Raw genomic sequence first — 16,714 nt, 5'->3', positions numbered from 1 at the left:
ATCGTCAATTTGAAAATCCAGCCTTCCTTAACTTCTGCAAATTGAAATAGAAGGCGTACTTCATCCTGTCTGTCAATGGTTTTATTCCATCGGCGACATCCTTCATGGCTTTCCATTTCCAATCTTCAAGGATTCGCCGTCGTTTGTCCCATTCCACCATTTTTTTGATTAGTTCCAACGTAATTTCATCGCGACAGTCTACTTGGTTGGATATGGCATTTGCGCTTTCGCTTGCTTTTATACGATCCAATTCCGCCAAATTATCCGCTTCCTCAAGAAGTTCTGGGTTATGTTGCCAGACATTTTCATAAATCAGATATCCTCTGGAGATATCATTGTCGTTCAGTTTACGATTATTCTTGATTTTATATGCAATATCACTTGCCATAGAAGTTAAGGTCGGCTGCAGCATTTCCGTATCGCGTCCCCACGCCTCTATCTTCTTCCAGAGGGAAAAAGGGATGGCCCGTATGATATCCTCCTTATGCCGTTTCTCCAACTCTTCATCTTCACCATCGTTTTTGTGATTGCGTTTGGGAGGATTTTTCTCATCAATGAAATCCTGTTGTATCTCATCAAGATTATAGGTCCAATTATTTGAACGAACTTTTAACCAGCACTCTTCTTTTTTTGCCCATTCGATATAGTGAGAAACAGGGGATTCTTTAAGAATAAACTCGTTGACTTGTTTCATCAAATCATATATAAAATCCGACAATGCCGGCGATATCGATTGATTTTTCCAGATCCGATACAAATCCAATTGTCCCTCTGTAATGATATTCAAGAGAGACAAGGTATACGGAACGACAACTTGTTTTAATTCACCAATATGATTTCCTGAAAGTTTGGTTCCATAACGTTTGTCTGCGGTCTTGAAGAGAATTGCCTTGGCTATTGTGTCCTCAAACCATGCGACATCAATATGTTTGGCATCCGGAAGATTATAGTTTATGAAACGTGCATAGTTCTTTTCATTTCCCCGAACGACGATATGAGGCCCAACAGCCAGATTTTTGCCATTATAAATCTCCTGCCAAGCATTGACATATTTGGCAAGTTCTACTTTCGTCACAACCTGCTTCTTTGGATATTTTAGATCAAAAGCCTTTTGTCTGGATTTGGTAAAGCCTTCCTTGGCTCGTAAGGTCTTGTATTGTCCACGAGCCCGTTCAAAGAACCATACTGTCTGTAAATTGTTGGTCGGAGTTGCTGGAGCAAATACGTATCTTGAGATTCGTTCGATTTCTACAAGAGCCGGATTGTTGGCCGAGAAGTCAGCATCATTGACTTTGTTCTGAGTATTGGCATAGCGCGATATACGTGAAACAATTTCCGCGTACTGATCCTTGTCCTTGATGACGGACAGTTTTACTTGGACTTGAATTTGGGAAATGTCAGCCTTATCCTTTTTTGCTGTATTATAGATGGAAGCTGTCGTCTGACCTCCATTGACAATCTGGAGATTACTGATGTGTCTGATGAAATGTTTTGTCTCATCCAGTTCAATATGATCAGCAGTTGCAGCAATACCGTTGTTATATGCCAGAAACATGTGAGGCTCATTCTTGATGGTTTCACGTATTCCCTTATTGATTTTTCCCGTAAACTGAAGAAACGAACGTACGTTCTGTTCAAGTAAACGAGCACCATAGCATTCATAAAGTTTGGCTAAACATTCTCCAGACATAATGGCAACATATGCTTCATAATCCGAATTGCTCAGATTGGCAGCAAGACATGGAATTTCATATTTGTGTCCGTCAAGGTTCTCAAAATCCAACTCTATGGGAACTCCAGCCTGTTCGGAAATCTTATAAAGGAACTCTATGTCTATAACTTTGTAGTAGATGTTGTATCCACAAATGGTCTGGCTGGCAGGCAGTTCTCCCTTGTACACGCCGTTCGTCAGGATGAAGGCATTTACGCGAATCAGATTGTTACGCAGTTCCGCATAATTGGCCAGCGTATTTGCGAATTCAAAGATTTCGGAAGATTCTGCAACTTCATTTACATAATCGTTGTATATGGCTCGGCGAAAAAAATTCGTTATCATTTTGGCTGCTGTATCTATCTCTCCTTTGGATATTGTCCGAGCTTCCATGGTGTTTGCGTAGAGGGTAATAAAAAGATCTACGGTTTCGTAATTATCCGAGATTGCATACCCGTTTATCTTATGCTGGCCTTTTTTTCTCAAATCACGTTCGTCATAAGCGACCGATACATTTTCCGTTTCAGCAGCGTCAGCCAGCATATCCAAGCATATTCGAGTAAATATCTGCTCTTGAGTGTTGCCCTCTTCATCACCTGACTGCATGGCAACAACGTCTTGCATCAATGACTGATAAAACTTCTCAATCTCTTTCATGGTCAATTGTATTTTTAAAGAGTTCCGTATCATTTACCTCATATTCTTTGCAAGCGGACGTATTGATAGTATATGTAACATTGCTGACTCCAATGCGCAGCTCTTGCTCCACTATTCTAGGGAAATTTCCTGATATGTGATAAGCCTGTTCACTGCGAATCCTATAACAACGATCCTGATACAAGGAGGCATGTTCATTAAAATATCCTGCATGTGTCAAACAGGAATTGAAATTGTGTAATGCAATCACGTCATCCGATAACATTTTTCTCAGATCCTCAACTTCCTTATTTAATGTCTGTCCATTTTTTCTAGAAACCTCAACGGAAAGATGATATAGAAACAGTCTGTTAATTAACGTACTATCCAATTGGCGTTCCCCATTGATGACAAGTCGGTCTGAGCTGTTTGTTGCCGTAGTCTTTACTTCTATAGCCCAATCTTCACCTTGGAAGTCTCTCATGGCTTTGTCGCAGCCAACCCAGAAACTAACAATATCCGTCTTGTTGATAGCATTTCGGCGCAACATGCGAGACAAAAGATGAAGTTCACCATACAAGCCTTGTTGTTCGCTTGGTGTAAGACCGGATGCGAGGCCACGATCAAACAAAGTTCTCCATTTTTCAAGTTGATTTAAGACAATACGAATGGCCGTATCTTCAGACACCTCCCTTGTTACGGCACTTACTAAATCTGAACATAATGTTGCAAATACTCCCAGACAATCCGTATGAAGCAGTTGGATTAGCAACAAGTTTTTGTACTCAAAACTTTTGTCTGACATCTGCTGAATTTTAAGTTCTTTTAGACTCCTAAATTGTTCGACAGGGATAGTCAGATCTTTGTTATAAGAGAATGCAATACCAAACAGATTATCTGGGTATCGATATGTTCCGTATATGCACAGAGGAGATTCAATTGGAACTCTGCGTTTGGTGAGTCCAACTTCTTCTCCCATGCTCAGATTATCCCATATATCTATTATAGAATTACTATTCATCATAAGTATTATCGTTGGTGTTATCGAAATTTTCCTCCGTAATTGCAAAATCCGTTACCTGATTGGCGACATAAGAGACCGCCTTGTTGGTATCGCTATGTGGAAATGCTATGGCGAATCCGATAAATGGTTCATCGTTTTTTGTATCAGTGGTTGTATCCGTTAATCCTGACACATTTGAAAATGCAGGATTTAATGGATAAATCATAAGTAATGGAGTCTGTTTAGACCGGAACTCTTGTCTCACGAGCTGGGGGGAGGGGTAATCATGTTTCCACTCTTCACCGGCTTTGAATTTTCGGTCTCTCGTCTCGTCAAGTGCATCCGACAGCATGTTAGCGGGAAGGTCGATGAATTCGTCCGTTGGATTGCCGACGATATGGTTCTTACGAATATAGTATGTCTTGGAATTCTGGGCATCTTCTGCCTGTCTACGAATAAAACAACCCACTTGCACGCCGTTGGAGAAAGTGTGGACACACGTGTTTTTATCGACATTCTTACTCATCAAGGCAATATTCCAGGAAATGAGTTCTCCGACTTCATTCAGTTCCCTAATATAGTCGCATATAAGATCCAGATTTACCTTAGTCAGGGATTCTGGAAGTTGGAATCGAGACAGATAGTCGCATATGATATCAGAAGATACACCAGTCCACAGATAGTCGCTCTTGATTCTGTCTGGAGTACCAAGCTCCGAAAGAAGACTGTCTGTTACCGCCAAATTGTTCCGTTTGGCGATCGAATTCTGAAGCAACTGATAGGTCTCTACAAGACGACCTGCCCATGAAACCTGAATATTTCTTGTATGGCGCATTTTGGATATGGACGTTATCTGCAGTTGTCCAGGATGAGTACGAACCTTCAGGGCATAGTTCTCTGGTGTTCCACCTGATTCTGCCAGATATCTGAACTCTTCCCGCAGTTCGTCACTGGCAAGAGTTATGTGTCGATACCATTCATTCAGTTCGTTACTGGTAAAGAGCCGACAAAGGTCCACATAGCCGGGACGATATCCGAACCATCGTCCCATCTGCATCAATGTGTCGTACATTTTTGAAGCGCGCAAGAAATAGCTTACAGACAGGCCCTCAAGTGTAAGACCACGAGACAACTTGTCACCTCCAATGGCAATAACTGAAATGCCGTTTTTTTCATTCTCATAATATGTCAAACTGTCCCCAGATGTACCGTTGATGGATTTGACCTCAATTTTCTGTACCGCTCGATATAGCAGAGGCTTAATCTCATTCCACGTATGAAGCCTCATTCGGTTGTCAACTCGGGACAGAACGGGTGAATTCATAATTTCTCGGGTAATGCTACAATACGAACGATAGTTTGGAGTATCTTCCTCGAAAATTTGGCGAAACTCTTCCATTATGGTCGGATCATTCGCCTCGATTTCATTCTTGTAATACTTGAATAGACGATCAATGATTATCTTGAGGTGATTTTGCCATGCCTGAAAACGGGACACATGAATCAGCATGGAGTTATGCTTGTTTTCCTGCCCCCGTGCAATGCGTATGGCGCAAGTAATAATAAAACACTTAATGGCCGTTTTTAACGATTCCGGAATATCATCTATGGTTGGTTTTGGATCATCTCTTTTATGCCCTGCAGGAACGAATGTATCACTATCCGTAACCGGGAAGACAATTGGCAAAAGATCTTCGTTCCCATCGGGATTTGCCGAAGTTCCAAAGACCTTCTCAGGACCAATGTAGTTGTCCGGAGCCGGGAGGTTTATAATGAAATCCTTTGGAAAAAGGTCGTCCTTGTCGAGAGGAATAAAGATATTGGCAAACGGTGTGGCCGTGTAACCAACATAAGCAGACCGGTTAAACAACTTGATAATCTTGCATATGTTTTTATTTATGGCGGTCGGGTCATCACCATCTCGACTGGTATTTATGGAGGCATTGTCCGCTTCGTCGTCAATAAGAAGCAGGGACTTGTTGGCTATGATATCGTGAGTTGATTGTGATTTTAGCCAACTGTATAATCGTTTGAGCACAGATACATTTTTCTTTATCACAAGAATAATCGGCTGTGGATTGTTGAAGTTGAAGCCGGCAGTATTTGCTGCTTGTTTAGTAAAATCGCCTCTTTCTGTACTAGTCGTGTAGGAATTGGCAATGGCATTGTCAAATCCTGGAATAAGGCCTACTCCAATCCGTATGGTTCGATTCATGTCGTATGCTCTGGTATTCTGTGTATCAAACCCCAAGAACCCCTCATCTATACGAGTCTGTGTCTGACTTCTCAGATTATTGTGTATACCGGCCAATATGATAATCAGATTGAATCCAGCATCGGCTGCTTTGCAAATAAGTCCCGTATAGTTTGCCGTTTTACCAGACTGCACTTGTCCAACGACAAGTCCCTTCTTATTAATGATAACATCATCGCGCTGTGGATTAAACAACTTGTCCAAAATACGATCAGTTAAATCGTCCAATTGTGAAATAACCTCCGGCGCAAAATGTTTTTGTTCGGCCAAGTACCTTTTATACCTGGTCCAAAAAAGCCATTCAGATTGACGCTCTGCTTTAAATTCTTTTAACCAGGGAATCCGAGCATCACGTCCTTCCAGAATCTGGTATGTATCCACTTTTACATTGTAGATAGCCAACAGACTCTTTTTTAATTCGGTTTTGTCCAGTCCTGCATACATGGGGATACTGGTAACGTCGGAAATAGCTTGGTTTATTTCATCATCACTCACTCCAAGTTTAAATCCGATTATTGCCTGACATATATTTATTGCCTTATCGTTCAATTCATTCATTGCAGTTCATTTATTAAGTCTTCGTATTCATTGAAAGGTTCCATTTGTTTAAGAGCCAATTTAGACTGTTCCAGTGTTAGGCCTTGTGCGAGTTGTTCTTCATGGATTCTTCTTATCATTGTGTTGAGCAACTTAGGATCCATATCTGAATAGGGCTGTTTTTGGCTATCGTCATCATTAGCTTCCCGCACATAAATGGTTTTGGCTGGTATGGATTCCTCTACGAATTTCAGTAGCATATCAATGGCCAAGTCCGGGTTCTCTTTAGCTAGCTCTCGTATGTTACGAATAAGCGTATGCTCTCGGTTGACGATGAAGGACCATTTGTTGTCCTTCTTCTTTTCCAACCACAGACTTTGAAAATCCTGTCCGGCCCTCTGTTTCAGAATTCGTCCACGGTGTCTATACACTTCGGATCCCTTATTACACGCCAATCTGGCATAGGATTCAAGCTGCTGTCTACATCCCACTGGAGGAAATGCTTTGGCCTTTCTGATGTCTATCTGCCAATCAGAATCCAAGCTGTTGGGTAGATTAATTTGTATTCGTACCAGTTTGTAGGCTTCTTCCTTGCGAAATAATCCCAGCCAGTCTCCGGCTAACAACAGACGGTTTCCACGATAGACATAGAAACCTTGGTGTGCAGAGAATCCGAAAATTCCTTCAGCCTCTCTGTATGCTGTTTCTGAAGAAAAATTATTTTTGTGAGGCAAAATGAAACCCTTAACCGTTACTTGTTCTCCAATTTGTTCAGACGGCATGATCTGTACCTTACTCTCCTTTGGGCAGAAAGGATTCCATGGCGCTATTTCATGCCCACACCAATGTATTGTAATGGATTTGGTCTCAAGAAACCGATGAAAAGTCATTGAAAGATGCTTCTTAACCCTATCGAAAGCTTCAGAAAACTTTCGTTTGGCATGTTCGTTCTCGATTTTTGTTGTAGTCGGTATAATCCGATCCGGATCTGTCCAGATAACAATGGTACCGGATGTAAGACCATCCAATTCATGCTCAAAACCTTCAGGAAGCCAATGTATCAGTTCCCATCGGTCACTGCGAGCAACGTAATCCAAACTCCAAGTCCAGAATTCAGGAGACTGGCCTTGAATTTTGCTCATGACTGTCAGCGTACGACATTGAGAAAATGACGCGGTTTTTAAACCAAGACCGAAACGTCCCAAATCAGTTACAGCACGTTTTTCCAGCGGATTCTGTGCTCCAGGTCGCATGGCCTGAATGATTTCGTCTCCAGTCATCCCATGTCCATCATCCATGATCGTTATGACGGAGTTTCCTCCTTTCCAGATCCGATTGATCCATACATTCTTAGCCGATGCGGATATCGAATTGTCTACGATATCCGCAACGGCAGTTTCCAAGGTGTAGCCAATGGCTCGAAATGTTTCGATCATTGCTGCTGCTCCTGGAATAGCAGAAGCTATTTTTATATTTATTGAATCAATTTTTTTCATATTAATAATTCGTCATAACTATTGTTTTTTATCAAATCATATTTGAAGGTGTGGACGTATCGTAAACTCTTCCCCAATACGTTATAAGAGTTGGATTTGTAAAAATAATAAATTATATCCTAGTCTAAATGATTCAGTATATAATCTACATCTATATCAGGAAATCCAACTCTATTATGACGATAGCGCTGTATCGGTACCAAGCGTAGCGGTGTAATCGGTACCATGCTATCACTGCAATCGGTACCGCTTGTATCGCTGCAAGCGGTACCAAGATTTCAGTTCTGCTTTTCAATTTGCAAAGGTAATTTATTTTTTCAATTTCTGGCGCATAGAATCGCCTTTTAACTCTATTTTACTTGCATTTGCCACCAAACGGTCCATAATGGCATCTGCCAAGGTAGGATCACCTATATAATCATACCATTTGGCAATAGGAAGCTGTGAGGCGATAATGACGGACTTTCTCTCGTATCTCTCTTCTAGGATTTGGAGCATTGCGAGTCTGGTCTTGTCATCCATTGGCTGCAACCCGAAGTCATCCCATATGAGCAAGTCATACTTTTCTAGATTGGTTATCATCTTTAGGTACGACCCATCCAGCTTGCTGAGTGCAACTTTCTCCACAAAGCTGTTCATGTTGAGATAGAGAGTTCTATAGCCTAGCATGCAAGCCTGTCTTCCAAGGGCACAGGCAAGAAAGGATTTTCCGCAGCCGCACTTTCCTTGTATGAGCAAGTTCTCATGCCTGCGTATAAAGGCACAGTCGGCAATGGCGGTAAGGTCATCCTTGGTGAAGTTGCGGTCTGTTCCACAGATGACATCCTCTAAGAGTGCCGTATATCTAAGCTTGCTGATTTTTAGATACATGGCGGTCTTTCGATCTCGTCTGTCCTGCACCTCTGCATCCACCATCTTGGAGATGGCGACTTCCAGGGATGGGCGGTTCTGTACAGGAAGGCTGGTCATGGCCTCGAAGGAGGATGACATACCTCTGAGCTTCAACTCGTTGAGTTGTATGATGGTTTCTTGTAAGTTCATGTTACTATATATATGTTTAAATGTTCATAAATGCCTCCGCGCCTCTCACATAGTCGTTCTGTGGCACATTTGAGACTGTTTCTTCCCCGTCAACTTGATCAAGGTTCTTCTCCAACACATTGCGGATGGTCGTGTAGGTGATGGATGAACAACCTGCCAGACGCTTGCAGGCCTTCTCCAGACGCTCCTTGCCATACTTGCGCTTGAGAGACAGGACTCCTTGGCAGGACTTGTACGACTGCTCGACATGCTTCGTGCGATTGAGGATGGATTGGACTGCAGCAGTGGTGTTGCTGCCGACCAATGCCGCCTCCTCCAGGAAATAGGCGGCATTATATCCCTGTCCGTGCTTGTAGGCAAGATGTTTGTCTGGCATATGCTCGTCAAGCGTGCTGTATCCAGATCCTTGGCGACGCTGATGGATGGCTATGCGAGAACTCCCGGAGTAAACCTCCACGGTATCCAAGTCCCACAGTACGCTCACCTTTTGCCCGACATACTGGTATGGCACGCTATAGTTGTGCTTGTCAACCATGACGTGATAGGTACCGGACAGTTTCACCTCCTTGCGATATCTGAAGCGGTATGGAGTCATGGGCAGTTTGCCCAACGTAGGTTGCTCTTCCGCCTCGAAGATGTCACGTCTGCTTCTCCCTGTCGTTCTGGACGGCTTTTCATTGAAGCCGTCCATCAACTCATAGATACGGGCATTCATACTCGGTAGATTGTAAAACACCTCGTCATGTAGCAGAGCGTAGACGGCATTGTAGGTCTTTTGGACGAGTCCCTCGACTGGACCTTTGTCCCTGGGAGTGCGAACCCTGCAGGTTTGGAGGGTTGTATCGTAGTAGGCGGCCCATTCCACGGCTGCATCATTGAACGCTGGCTCGTAGCGGTCGTATTTCTTCACCCACTGCTTCATGTTGTCACTCTTGGCTATGCGAGTTGTTCCGCCGAAGTAAGAGAAGGCATCGGATATACCGCCGAAGAAGTTCTCCATGGAAGCGTTGTACATAGCCTTGGCAAATCCCAAGCCGCTGTATGGCAGGATACAGACCAGGACGACAACCTTGGTTAGCTCACCTGTCTTCGGGTCGGTAAGCCACAGGGTATCGCCGGCGAAGTCAATCTGCATCTCTTCCCCAGGAATATAGGTGTTATGGAAGCTGAGGTTGTGTGAGTACTGATACTTACGGATTGACTTCTTGAACTGGGTGTATCCATATCCGTCGGGATGCTCCTTCTTGTATGACTCGTGCAGGGCTTGAATGGTGAGGTAGCGGTTATGCGACAAGTCTGACACATATTCAGGCAACAGCCCGTCCAGCACCTGACGTTGGGAAGATGGGGCTGCTGTGGGTTTGGACAACTGGAGGAAAGATTCTATTTCCCCGTCACTCATGCGGCCTATCACGCCATAGGACAAACCTTGGGAATCCGCCAAGGTCTTGTAACGGTTCAGTACGCCACGTCCCATGTGTAGTTGCTCGCAAATGGTGCGTTGCGGTATTTTTGCCGCTAGCATTTGAAATGAACGTTTTAATTTGCTCATGTTTACATTACTTTGTGCCATATCTATACAGATTTAAAAATTCTTCTGCAAAGATAGGCGGTTATTATTATACATGAGCAGAACTTTACATCTTTTTGGTACCGATTGGGGCGCTATGATGGTACCGATTCATGCGCTACAGTGGTACCGATTCGCCGATACTGTCATCTATTATAATATCGTATAAATCTTGTTGCCATTGCTTCTGCAAAAGGAGAATCCAATTTTGCTATTCTCTCATAATTGAGACGTAAATCTTCATAATTTACCATTATTTTATTTTGAAAATCTACTACCATGTTTTGCAGAAAAGGTGTACCTGGCAAGAAGAAATACCGTTCATTTTTTGATCTTATCAATTCCGACAATGGCCCTTTGTCTTTATTCTTTTTATATTTTTGGAAAGGCTCTGTTGTACTTAACGGATTGGCTTTTGCTAATAAAATGTTGTCAGCTTTTCGTTTTCCTCCTTTATTTTTCCTTTGAATAAAATCACAAGACGGGGTAAGAATTACATAGAAGACTTTATCATGTATATTGGTTATAATCTCTCCGCTTTCGTATTCATTACTATTATCTGTTGGATATAGATAAAATTCCATGGGATGAACTTTCTCTTCATTTTTGTTAATTGACAAATCCTCTAAAATATTAATAATATTCTTTTTAGATAAAGAATTGCCGATATTTCTTAATAGAAGATATCCCAGAGAGTAATCTTGGCCCTCTGGCTTAAATATGTCTTTCTTTTTTTGAATAATTTCCCAAAAATAGTCTCGCAGTTTATTGTTAATATGCTGGTGAATTTTTTCTCTGATATAAGGAAGGTTGTGATCCGAGAGGCGTTTTATTTCTTGTTTTAATTCTGCTATACCTCCATCTCCTTTTGTGGCAATACCAATAACTTGAGATCTGAAGTCATTTACTTTAGCAGTGGTACCGGAGTAAAAAATAACTGGAATAAACATGTTTTTTTGTATCAAGTCAAGCAATTGAATTCCAGCTGTTTCTCCTTCATCTCCGGCTTTACCTTTATATAAATCCAATATCACCATGTGAAAATCATGTATCCTCCTAATTCCTACTTCAAAAGTTGCTTCTCCCTCTATTTCTATTGTTTGTCCATTAATTACTTGGCCGGATAAAGCTTCTATTAAGTCTGAACGGTTCTCAGAATCGTCCTCTATATATAATATTTTTAATGTTTTCATACTCTATATTTAAATTTTAGTTTGAATGATGCTCCTCCTATCATACTTTCAATTAAAGCGAGCTCTCCATTATAATCAGCCATTAATTCACCTATAATTGCCAAACCTAATCCTATTCCATCTGGTTTTGTGCTAAAATAGGGCTCAAAAATCCGATCTTCTATTTCATGTTTGATCCCAGGCCCATTGTCGCTAAATACAATCGACAATCCATCTGCTTCATCAATTATATTGACTTCTATTCTTCTTGGCGGTTTAATTGTGCTAAGCCAATAGATTGAATTTTGAATTAGATTCATGAAAATTAATCCTAACTCACTTTCATCAATGGTAACTTGATGGCGAGTATCTGGAAGTTTGTAAGCAATGTTAAATTTGGATAGTTCGTCCTTGTTTAGGATGAAAATATTCGATATTGAATCTTCAATAGTTATGGTTTCCGGACGTCCTCGTTTTCTACCACCAAAAGGTTCAATCCTTTTAAATAATTGTGCAAATTCTTTTCTTATCGTTTGTATTTCATTAACTTTAATAGCAATTTTATTAATATCACAAATCTCTTTTTGGGTTTCTTGTATGATTATATCTGATTTTAAATCTATTTTATTTAGAAAATTTCGACCATCATGGATAATGGGATCTACTAATTGCCCCAATGTAGATAATCGTCGGTAACGTGAGATTATTTCCTGAACTTTTATAATGGATTGCTTTATCTCAATTTCTTTTTGACCAATGAGATCTAGAATCTCATTGAGATTGGGGTTAGTTTCTTGTATTGTTGCAGAAATAGAGCCAAGTGAGAACGCCTCAAACAAACTCTTGGTAGATTTCTTTTGATATTCTCGGGGACGTTCTGCATATCGACGCTGTTCCACCTCATTTAATATGAGTTTAATATAATCTTTGATGTCTTCAAAGGCTTGGCTTTCTACGATACCCTCCCGGTTACTTTGATCTTTTAATAATGGATTGCTATCTATCCCTATTGCAATATATCCTACAATTTGATTGTTACTTAATCTCAATGTTGGATTATTAACTCTCCGCATGTCAAGTCTTACCCAATCATTGTTTCTGTTTCCGTATGGCAGAACTCTGATATTATCACGATATATGCTTATGCCACACAATTCATCAAGGTCAGTCTTGACATTCTTAACAATATTTCCAGTTTCATTGGCTAATGCTTTTAATTCATCTGCATCTCTATTCCAAATCTTAAATTCGAATGAGAAAGGACCGGCCAAATATTTTCTTTGAAGGCGGAATTCATTCTCGTTTAAAGAAAGAATTTCTTCATGACCAATAGTTTTACTATAAAAAACTATCTGCTGAGGAGAACCATTAGCTGCAATACTGCCTTTTATACTATAGTTGGGACGATTTAGAGTTTCCGGTCTCTCAATGGTTCCAGATAATGCCCCAAATTCTTTTGGCAAGTTTAAACTCATTAAGAAATCTTCAACTGGAACAATGGGATTAAGCAATCGAGATAAGGCAACTCGCAGATCCTTTATTTTGGATTCGCTCCAATCTTCATTCAAATCGTACAGACGTAGAATTGTTCCATGTTTTTGAATTTCGGTTGCGGGACGTATTTCCCATTCTATCTTAATATCATCCAAGTAATCATACTCATTAGAAAAATCATTCCAATTGAATTTGATGAAAATCTCGTCTTTACCAACTTGCTTTGTAACAAGCTCTAATTTGGATGCCAACTTTGCAGAGGCAAAGCGTCCTATACCCTTTTCCCCTGCATATTTTTTTAATGGATTCTGGTTTTGCTTTAACTTTTTAAAGTTAGTGGCAGGTTCCATCCATGCGGTTCTTATAACCTCAAAATCCATCCCTATGCCTTCATCGTAAATAATAATGGAGGCTTGTTCTTTGGCTATGTATTTTTCTCCGGAAGGTAAACTCTGAACATTACCATTAAATGTAATATCTACAATTGCCCCTTCGCCATTTAATGTACAATATGCATCATATGAATTTTTAACCAGCTCTAATATTGCTACTTTATCGTCGCTGATAAGTTCTTCGCCTATAGTCTTGATAAGTCGAGCCCGTGGGCGAAAAACAAATGTTCCACTTTTTATTTTTTCGTTCATAATAGAAGTTTCTTTATGCCCTTTGCGATTTTGTATGCTAACACGACGGGTACCGCATTGCCAATCTGTTTGAAGGCAGATGTCCGGGTCCCTTCAAAAAAGTAATCGTCTGGAAATGATTGTAGACGAGCCGCCTCTCTAACCGTAATGGATCGTACCGTTTCCAATGTCGGATTTAACGTTGGATAAATATAGTAATGACCATCCATGGCTATGTGCGCTACTACAGTATGACAGCATCCGTAAGGATCAACAACATTGAAACGATTAAGAAACGTCTTCGTATTTCGATGAGTCTGCAACTCCATCGGTAGTTGCGCATAGTTTAATCGCTGGTGCTCATTTAACCACTTGTCAACAGCAATTTTGTATATTTTTCGATCATTTTCATTTGTTGGTCTGGCTACGTGTTGAGTTGTAAAATTTAACAGGCCACGTATTCCAGACTTATCGAGGTACGGCATCTCGGACAGAGGTTTGACATACGAAACGGCTTCACAGAATTTGCCTTCTCCCGCTTTCCGCTCAGGTAAATCCGAGAACAAATCCCGCAGTACTTGGTAAGGGCACTTTTCCACGGTAAGTTCCGGATAGTGGTATGGACTTTTCAATCCTTTTACAACACGTTTCCAACCTACAATGATAACCCTTTGTCGGTTTTGTAATACTCCATGTTGGGACGCAACCTGAACTTTACAGTCCATATCATATCCAAGTTCTTCAACCAATCGTTTGAGATCTGCAAAAGGTTCACCTCGTTTAGCGGTCAGTAGTCCCAATACATTCTCGAATACAAACATTTCAGGATCATAGCGCTTGATAAATTGTACATAGTATTTATACAATTCATTTCGAGGATCCTTTTCTACCTTCTTGCCCATACGAGCTCTTCCAGCGACTGAATACGCTTGACAAGGTGGCCCCCCTATGATAATATCCACTTTGTTGTTTCCCTTGAGCTGATCCACTTTCTTGAAAATGCCATCAATAGTATTCTCTCCAATAGTAGCGCATATCGTAGTATCGATTATGCTTTTGGGAACCTGATTCCACAATTTTTGTCCGTCTGTTCTTTCTTCCTTATGTTTGAGATAGTCTTCATAAATTGACAGCATTCCATTTTTCTGAAGATAATGAAATGCAGATCTGGTCTTTAATGTATTGCAGGCATTCTTATCCATTTCAATGTGTGCAAGCGGTGTAAATCCAGCCCTTACAAATCCTTCGGAAAGTCCTCCTGCTCCAGCAAATAAATCTATGAATGTATATATTTTTGTTTTTTCCATTAATTTGGCCATAGTGTATTATTTACAAAGTTAGTATATTTAATTAATAATCTACATATATGCTTTGATTATCTGCTATAATTTTTGCAAAATGGAGATATTAGATTTAATCGATGATTTATCGGTGTGGTTTTATGAAGGAGAGGATTTTCCTCTCCTTCATAAAGAAATCCACGTTACACCTTCAATTCCTTCAACGGCAATCCATAATTATATTGTCTGAAAAATCCTCGGTGGATAAGTTTCAGACCAAGGGTCTGATAATACTTGTAGTCATCATCCTCGGTGCAGAGGTGTTTGTAACCATAGCGCGGGGCGTACTCCTTGAAGAAGCGGGCAAGGTCTTTCAGGTTCTCCTGTTGGTTTCGTTTGAAGTTGCTGCGCACAATGATAATGCTCCAGTCGGGGATGCTGCCAACGCCGCAACTGTATTCCCAAAAACGGATGTATAAATCCATTTCGCCTACATGGACAGAAACACAAATGCCGTTGGCGTTGTGCATGACGGAACAGCAGTTTCTGTAACCGAATCTCTCACACAAATAGAGATTGAAATCGTAAATAAAATCGGAATAGTTCATAATAATTTGAATTTTGATGGTTAATAAAAAATTGATTATAGACTGAAACCTCGCTTGCGCTTCGGTTTCTTTTTCTTCTTTTTAAGCCGGTTGGCCTGTATTGCTTCCTCCGTATTATAATCCGTAGGAGAGGGAGTGAACAGTCCCAGACTAATACTGGAATAATTTTCTTGCTGATATTCATGCCGAGGTTCCTTGCGTATGGTTTCTGTCTGTGCCTGACGCTGGTTCATGGTAGCAGAAAGAGCGTTATACCTCAGTTCCTGATCAATGTTCAGAAAACTGAATTGGCGGTCAATCTTGGAACCGCTAAAGGTCAGTTGGTCACATGTGAACTTGACACCTTGCATCTCTCCGGTCGTGCGACTTAGCTTCCATTGCGTATCAATTCCGTACTTCCGTAAGGCCAGTCGCAGCTCACTCCAGCTTCGGGCGTTCGGAACTTCTCTTTTCAAGGCATGATAGATAAAATACTTTACCTTGTCATGACGACGTAACCGCATAAAATTGACATGCTCTTTTCCTTCAGCAAAATGCAAACGGTAACGGGCTGTCAGCATCTTGCAGACCTTTTCGTTCCGGTAGCGGTCGTTCTTGTCGCTGATGGTATGGCCGTTATTATCTACCCGGTTGTAAACGATATGACAATGCGGATGGTCACGGTCGATATGCCGGGCGATGATGAACTGTGTGTTCTCAATTCCCATCAGTTTCATATAGTCGTGGGCGATTTTCAGCATCAGTCCGTCATCGTCACGGATGCGGTCCCCGTCTTCTGCGGAAAAGCTCAATGATATATGGCCGACCTTGTTCTTGACCTTGTCGTTCAGTAAAGTCTGCAACTCGAATTGCTCCGCTATTTCTTCGGGCGAACCGTAGACACCAACCGCTTTAAGCAGTCGCGATTTATCTTCTTTCAGCACATAGTTTACGCACCCGGAAAACGATGTGCCCTTGACAATTTTACCGATCATCCTTGAGCTGTTTTATGAGTTGTGAAATCTGTTGAACGGCGGTCTGGCACTCATCGGCCACACGATAAAAACCGTAAGCATTGGCTCGTCTGGCAAGCTGGTTCAGGTTCGTGCTTTCGCCAATCAGTTTTCGGATGATGTCTAGATTTTCTCTCGTAATTCGTTCGCGCACTGTACCGTGTTCGATGAGTGAACGCACTACTTCGCTTTGGCTGCGTTTACTGCGTCGGCTAAGTGCTCTGACCCAGCCGAATTGTTCGTCTGTAAGACGGATTGTAACTGTATTTTTCTTGTCCATAATATTTGTTTTTGAGA

The 16,714-nt window shown here is 41.2% G+C and carries 12 protein-coding genes; all 12 read right to left on the bottom strand.

The genetic code is table 11. From position 1 onward, the window contains the following. Positions 1–4: 4 nt before the first annotated feature. Entirely contained in the window at positions 5–2,368 is a 2,364-nt protein-coding gene (locus tag BQ7483_RS08600; protein ID WP_072545600.1) for an AIPR family protein, read from the bottom strand. Then, positions 2,355–3,371, bottom strand: coding sequence for a PD-(D/E)XK motif protein (locus tag BQ7483_RS08595; RefSeq protein WP_072545599.1), 1,017 nt, complete (start codon positions 3,369–3,371; stop codon positions 2,355–2,357). Before BQ7483_RS08595 ends, BQ7483_RS08600 begins: the two co-directional genes overlap by 14 nt. Continuing rightward, on the bottom strand, positions 3,361–6,162 hold the full coding sequence (locus BQ7483_RS08590) for a Z1 domain-containing protein (RefSeq protein ID WP_204246005.1): 2,802 nt from the start codon (positions 6,160–6,162) through the stop codon (positions 3,361–3,363). The genes BQ7483_RS08595 and BQ7483_RS08590 overlap by 11 nt, the downstream gene beginning before the upstream one ends. Then, positions 6,159–7,637: an ATP-binding protein gene (locus BQ7483_RS08585; protein WP_072545598.1), complete on the bottom strand. Its 1,479-nt coding sequence runs from the start codon at positions 7,635–7,637 to the stop codon at positions 6,159–6,161. The genes BQ7483_RS08590 and BQ7483_RS08585 overlap by 4 nt, the downstream gene beginning before the upstream one ends. Positions 7,638–7,946: 309 nt before the next feature. After that, on the bottom strand, positions 7,947–8,678 hold the full coding sequence (istB, locus tag BQ7483_RS08580; protein ID WP_072542304.1) for an IS21-like element helper ATPase IstB: 732 nt from the start codon (positions 8,676–8,678) through the stop codon (positions 7,947–7,949). 16 nt (positions 8,679–8,694) lie between these two features. Further along, the gene (istA, locus tag BQ7483_RS08575; RefSeq protein ID WP_235847272.1) at positions 8,695–10,203 is read right to left on the bottom strand and encodes an IS21 family transposase; all 1,509 of its coding nucleotides are present in this window, start codon (positions 10,201–10,203) and stop codon (positions 8,695–8,697) included. A 191-nt stretch (positions 10,204–10,394) separates the two neighbouring features. Continuing rightward, positions 10,395–11,441, bottom strand: coding sequence for a response regulator (locus BQ7483_RS08570; protein ID WP_072545597.1), 1,047 nt, complete (start codon positions 11,439–11,441; stop codon positions 10,395–10,397). Beyond that, positions 11,438–13,558, bottom strand: a complete 2,121-nt coding sequence (locus tag BQ7483_RS08565) for a sensor histidine kinase (protein ID WP_072545596.1) — start codon at positions 13,556–13,558, stop codon at positions 11,438–11,440. Before BQ7483_RS08565 ends, BQ7483_RS08570 begins: the two co-directional genes overlap by 4 nt. Then, a complete protein-coding gene (locus tag BQ7483_RS08560; RefSeq protein WP_235847335.1) occupies positions 13,555–14,856 on the bottom strand; it encodes a DNA cytosine methyltransferase in 1,302 nt (433 codons plus the stop codon). The genes BQ7483_RS08565 and BQ7483_RS08560 overlap by 4 nt, the downstream gene beginning before the upstream one ends. A 164-nt stretch (positions 14,857–15,020) precedes the next feature. After that, positions 15,021–15,425 (bottom strand): hypothetical protein, encoded by a 405-nt coding sequence (locus tag BQ7483_RS08555; RefSeq protein WP_072545595.1) that lies wholly within the window; start codon positions 15,423–15,425, stop codon positions 15,021–15,023. Between the two features lie 35 nt (positions 15,426–15,460). Next, complete coding sequence (locus BQ7483_RS08550; RefSeq protein WP_072545594.1) at positions 15,461–16,399, bottom strand: relaxase/mobilization nuclease domain-containing protein; 939 nt, start codon at positions 16,397–16,399, stop codon at positions 15,461–15,463. Then, positions 16,389–16,697, bottom strand: a complete 309-nt coding sequence (locus tag BQ7483_RS08545; protein ID WP_072545593.1) for a MobC family plasmid mobilization relaxosome protein — start codon at positions 16,695–16,697, stop codon at positions 16,389–16,391. Before BQ7483_RS08545 ends, BQ7483_RS08550 begins: the two co-directional genes overlap by 11 nt. Positions 16,698–16,714: the final 17 nt, after the last annotated feature.

Source organism: Mediterranea massiliensis (assembly GCF_900128475.1).
GTDB classification, from domain to species: domain Bacteria; phylum Bacteroidota; class Bacteroidia; order Bacteroidales; family Bacteroidaceae; genus Bacteroides; species Bacteroides massiliensis_E.
The sequence above is the reverse complement of the archived record's forward strand: the minus strand, read 5'-3'. Positions and strand labels throughout refer to the sequence as shown.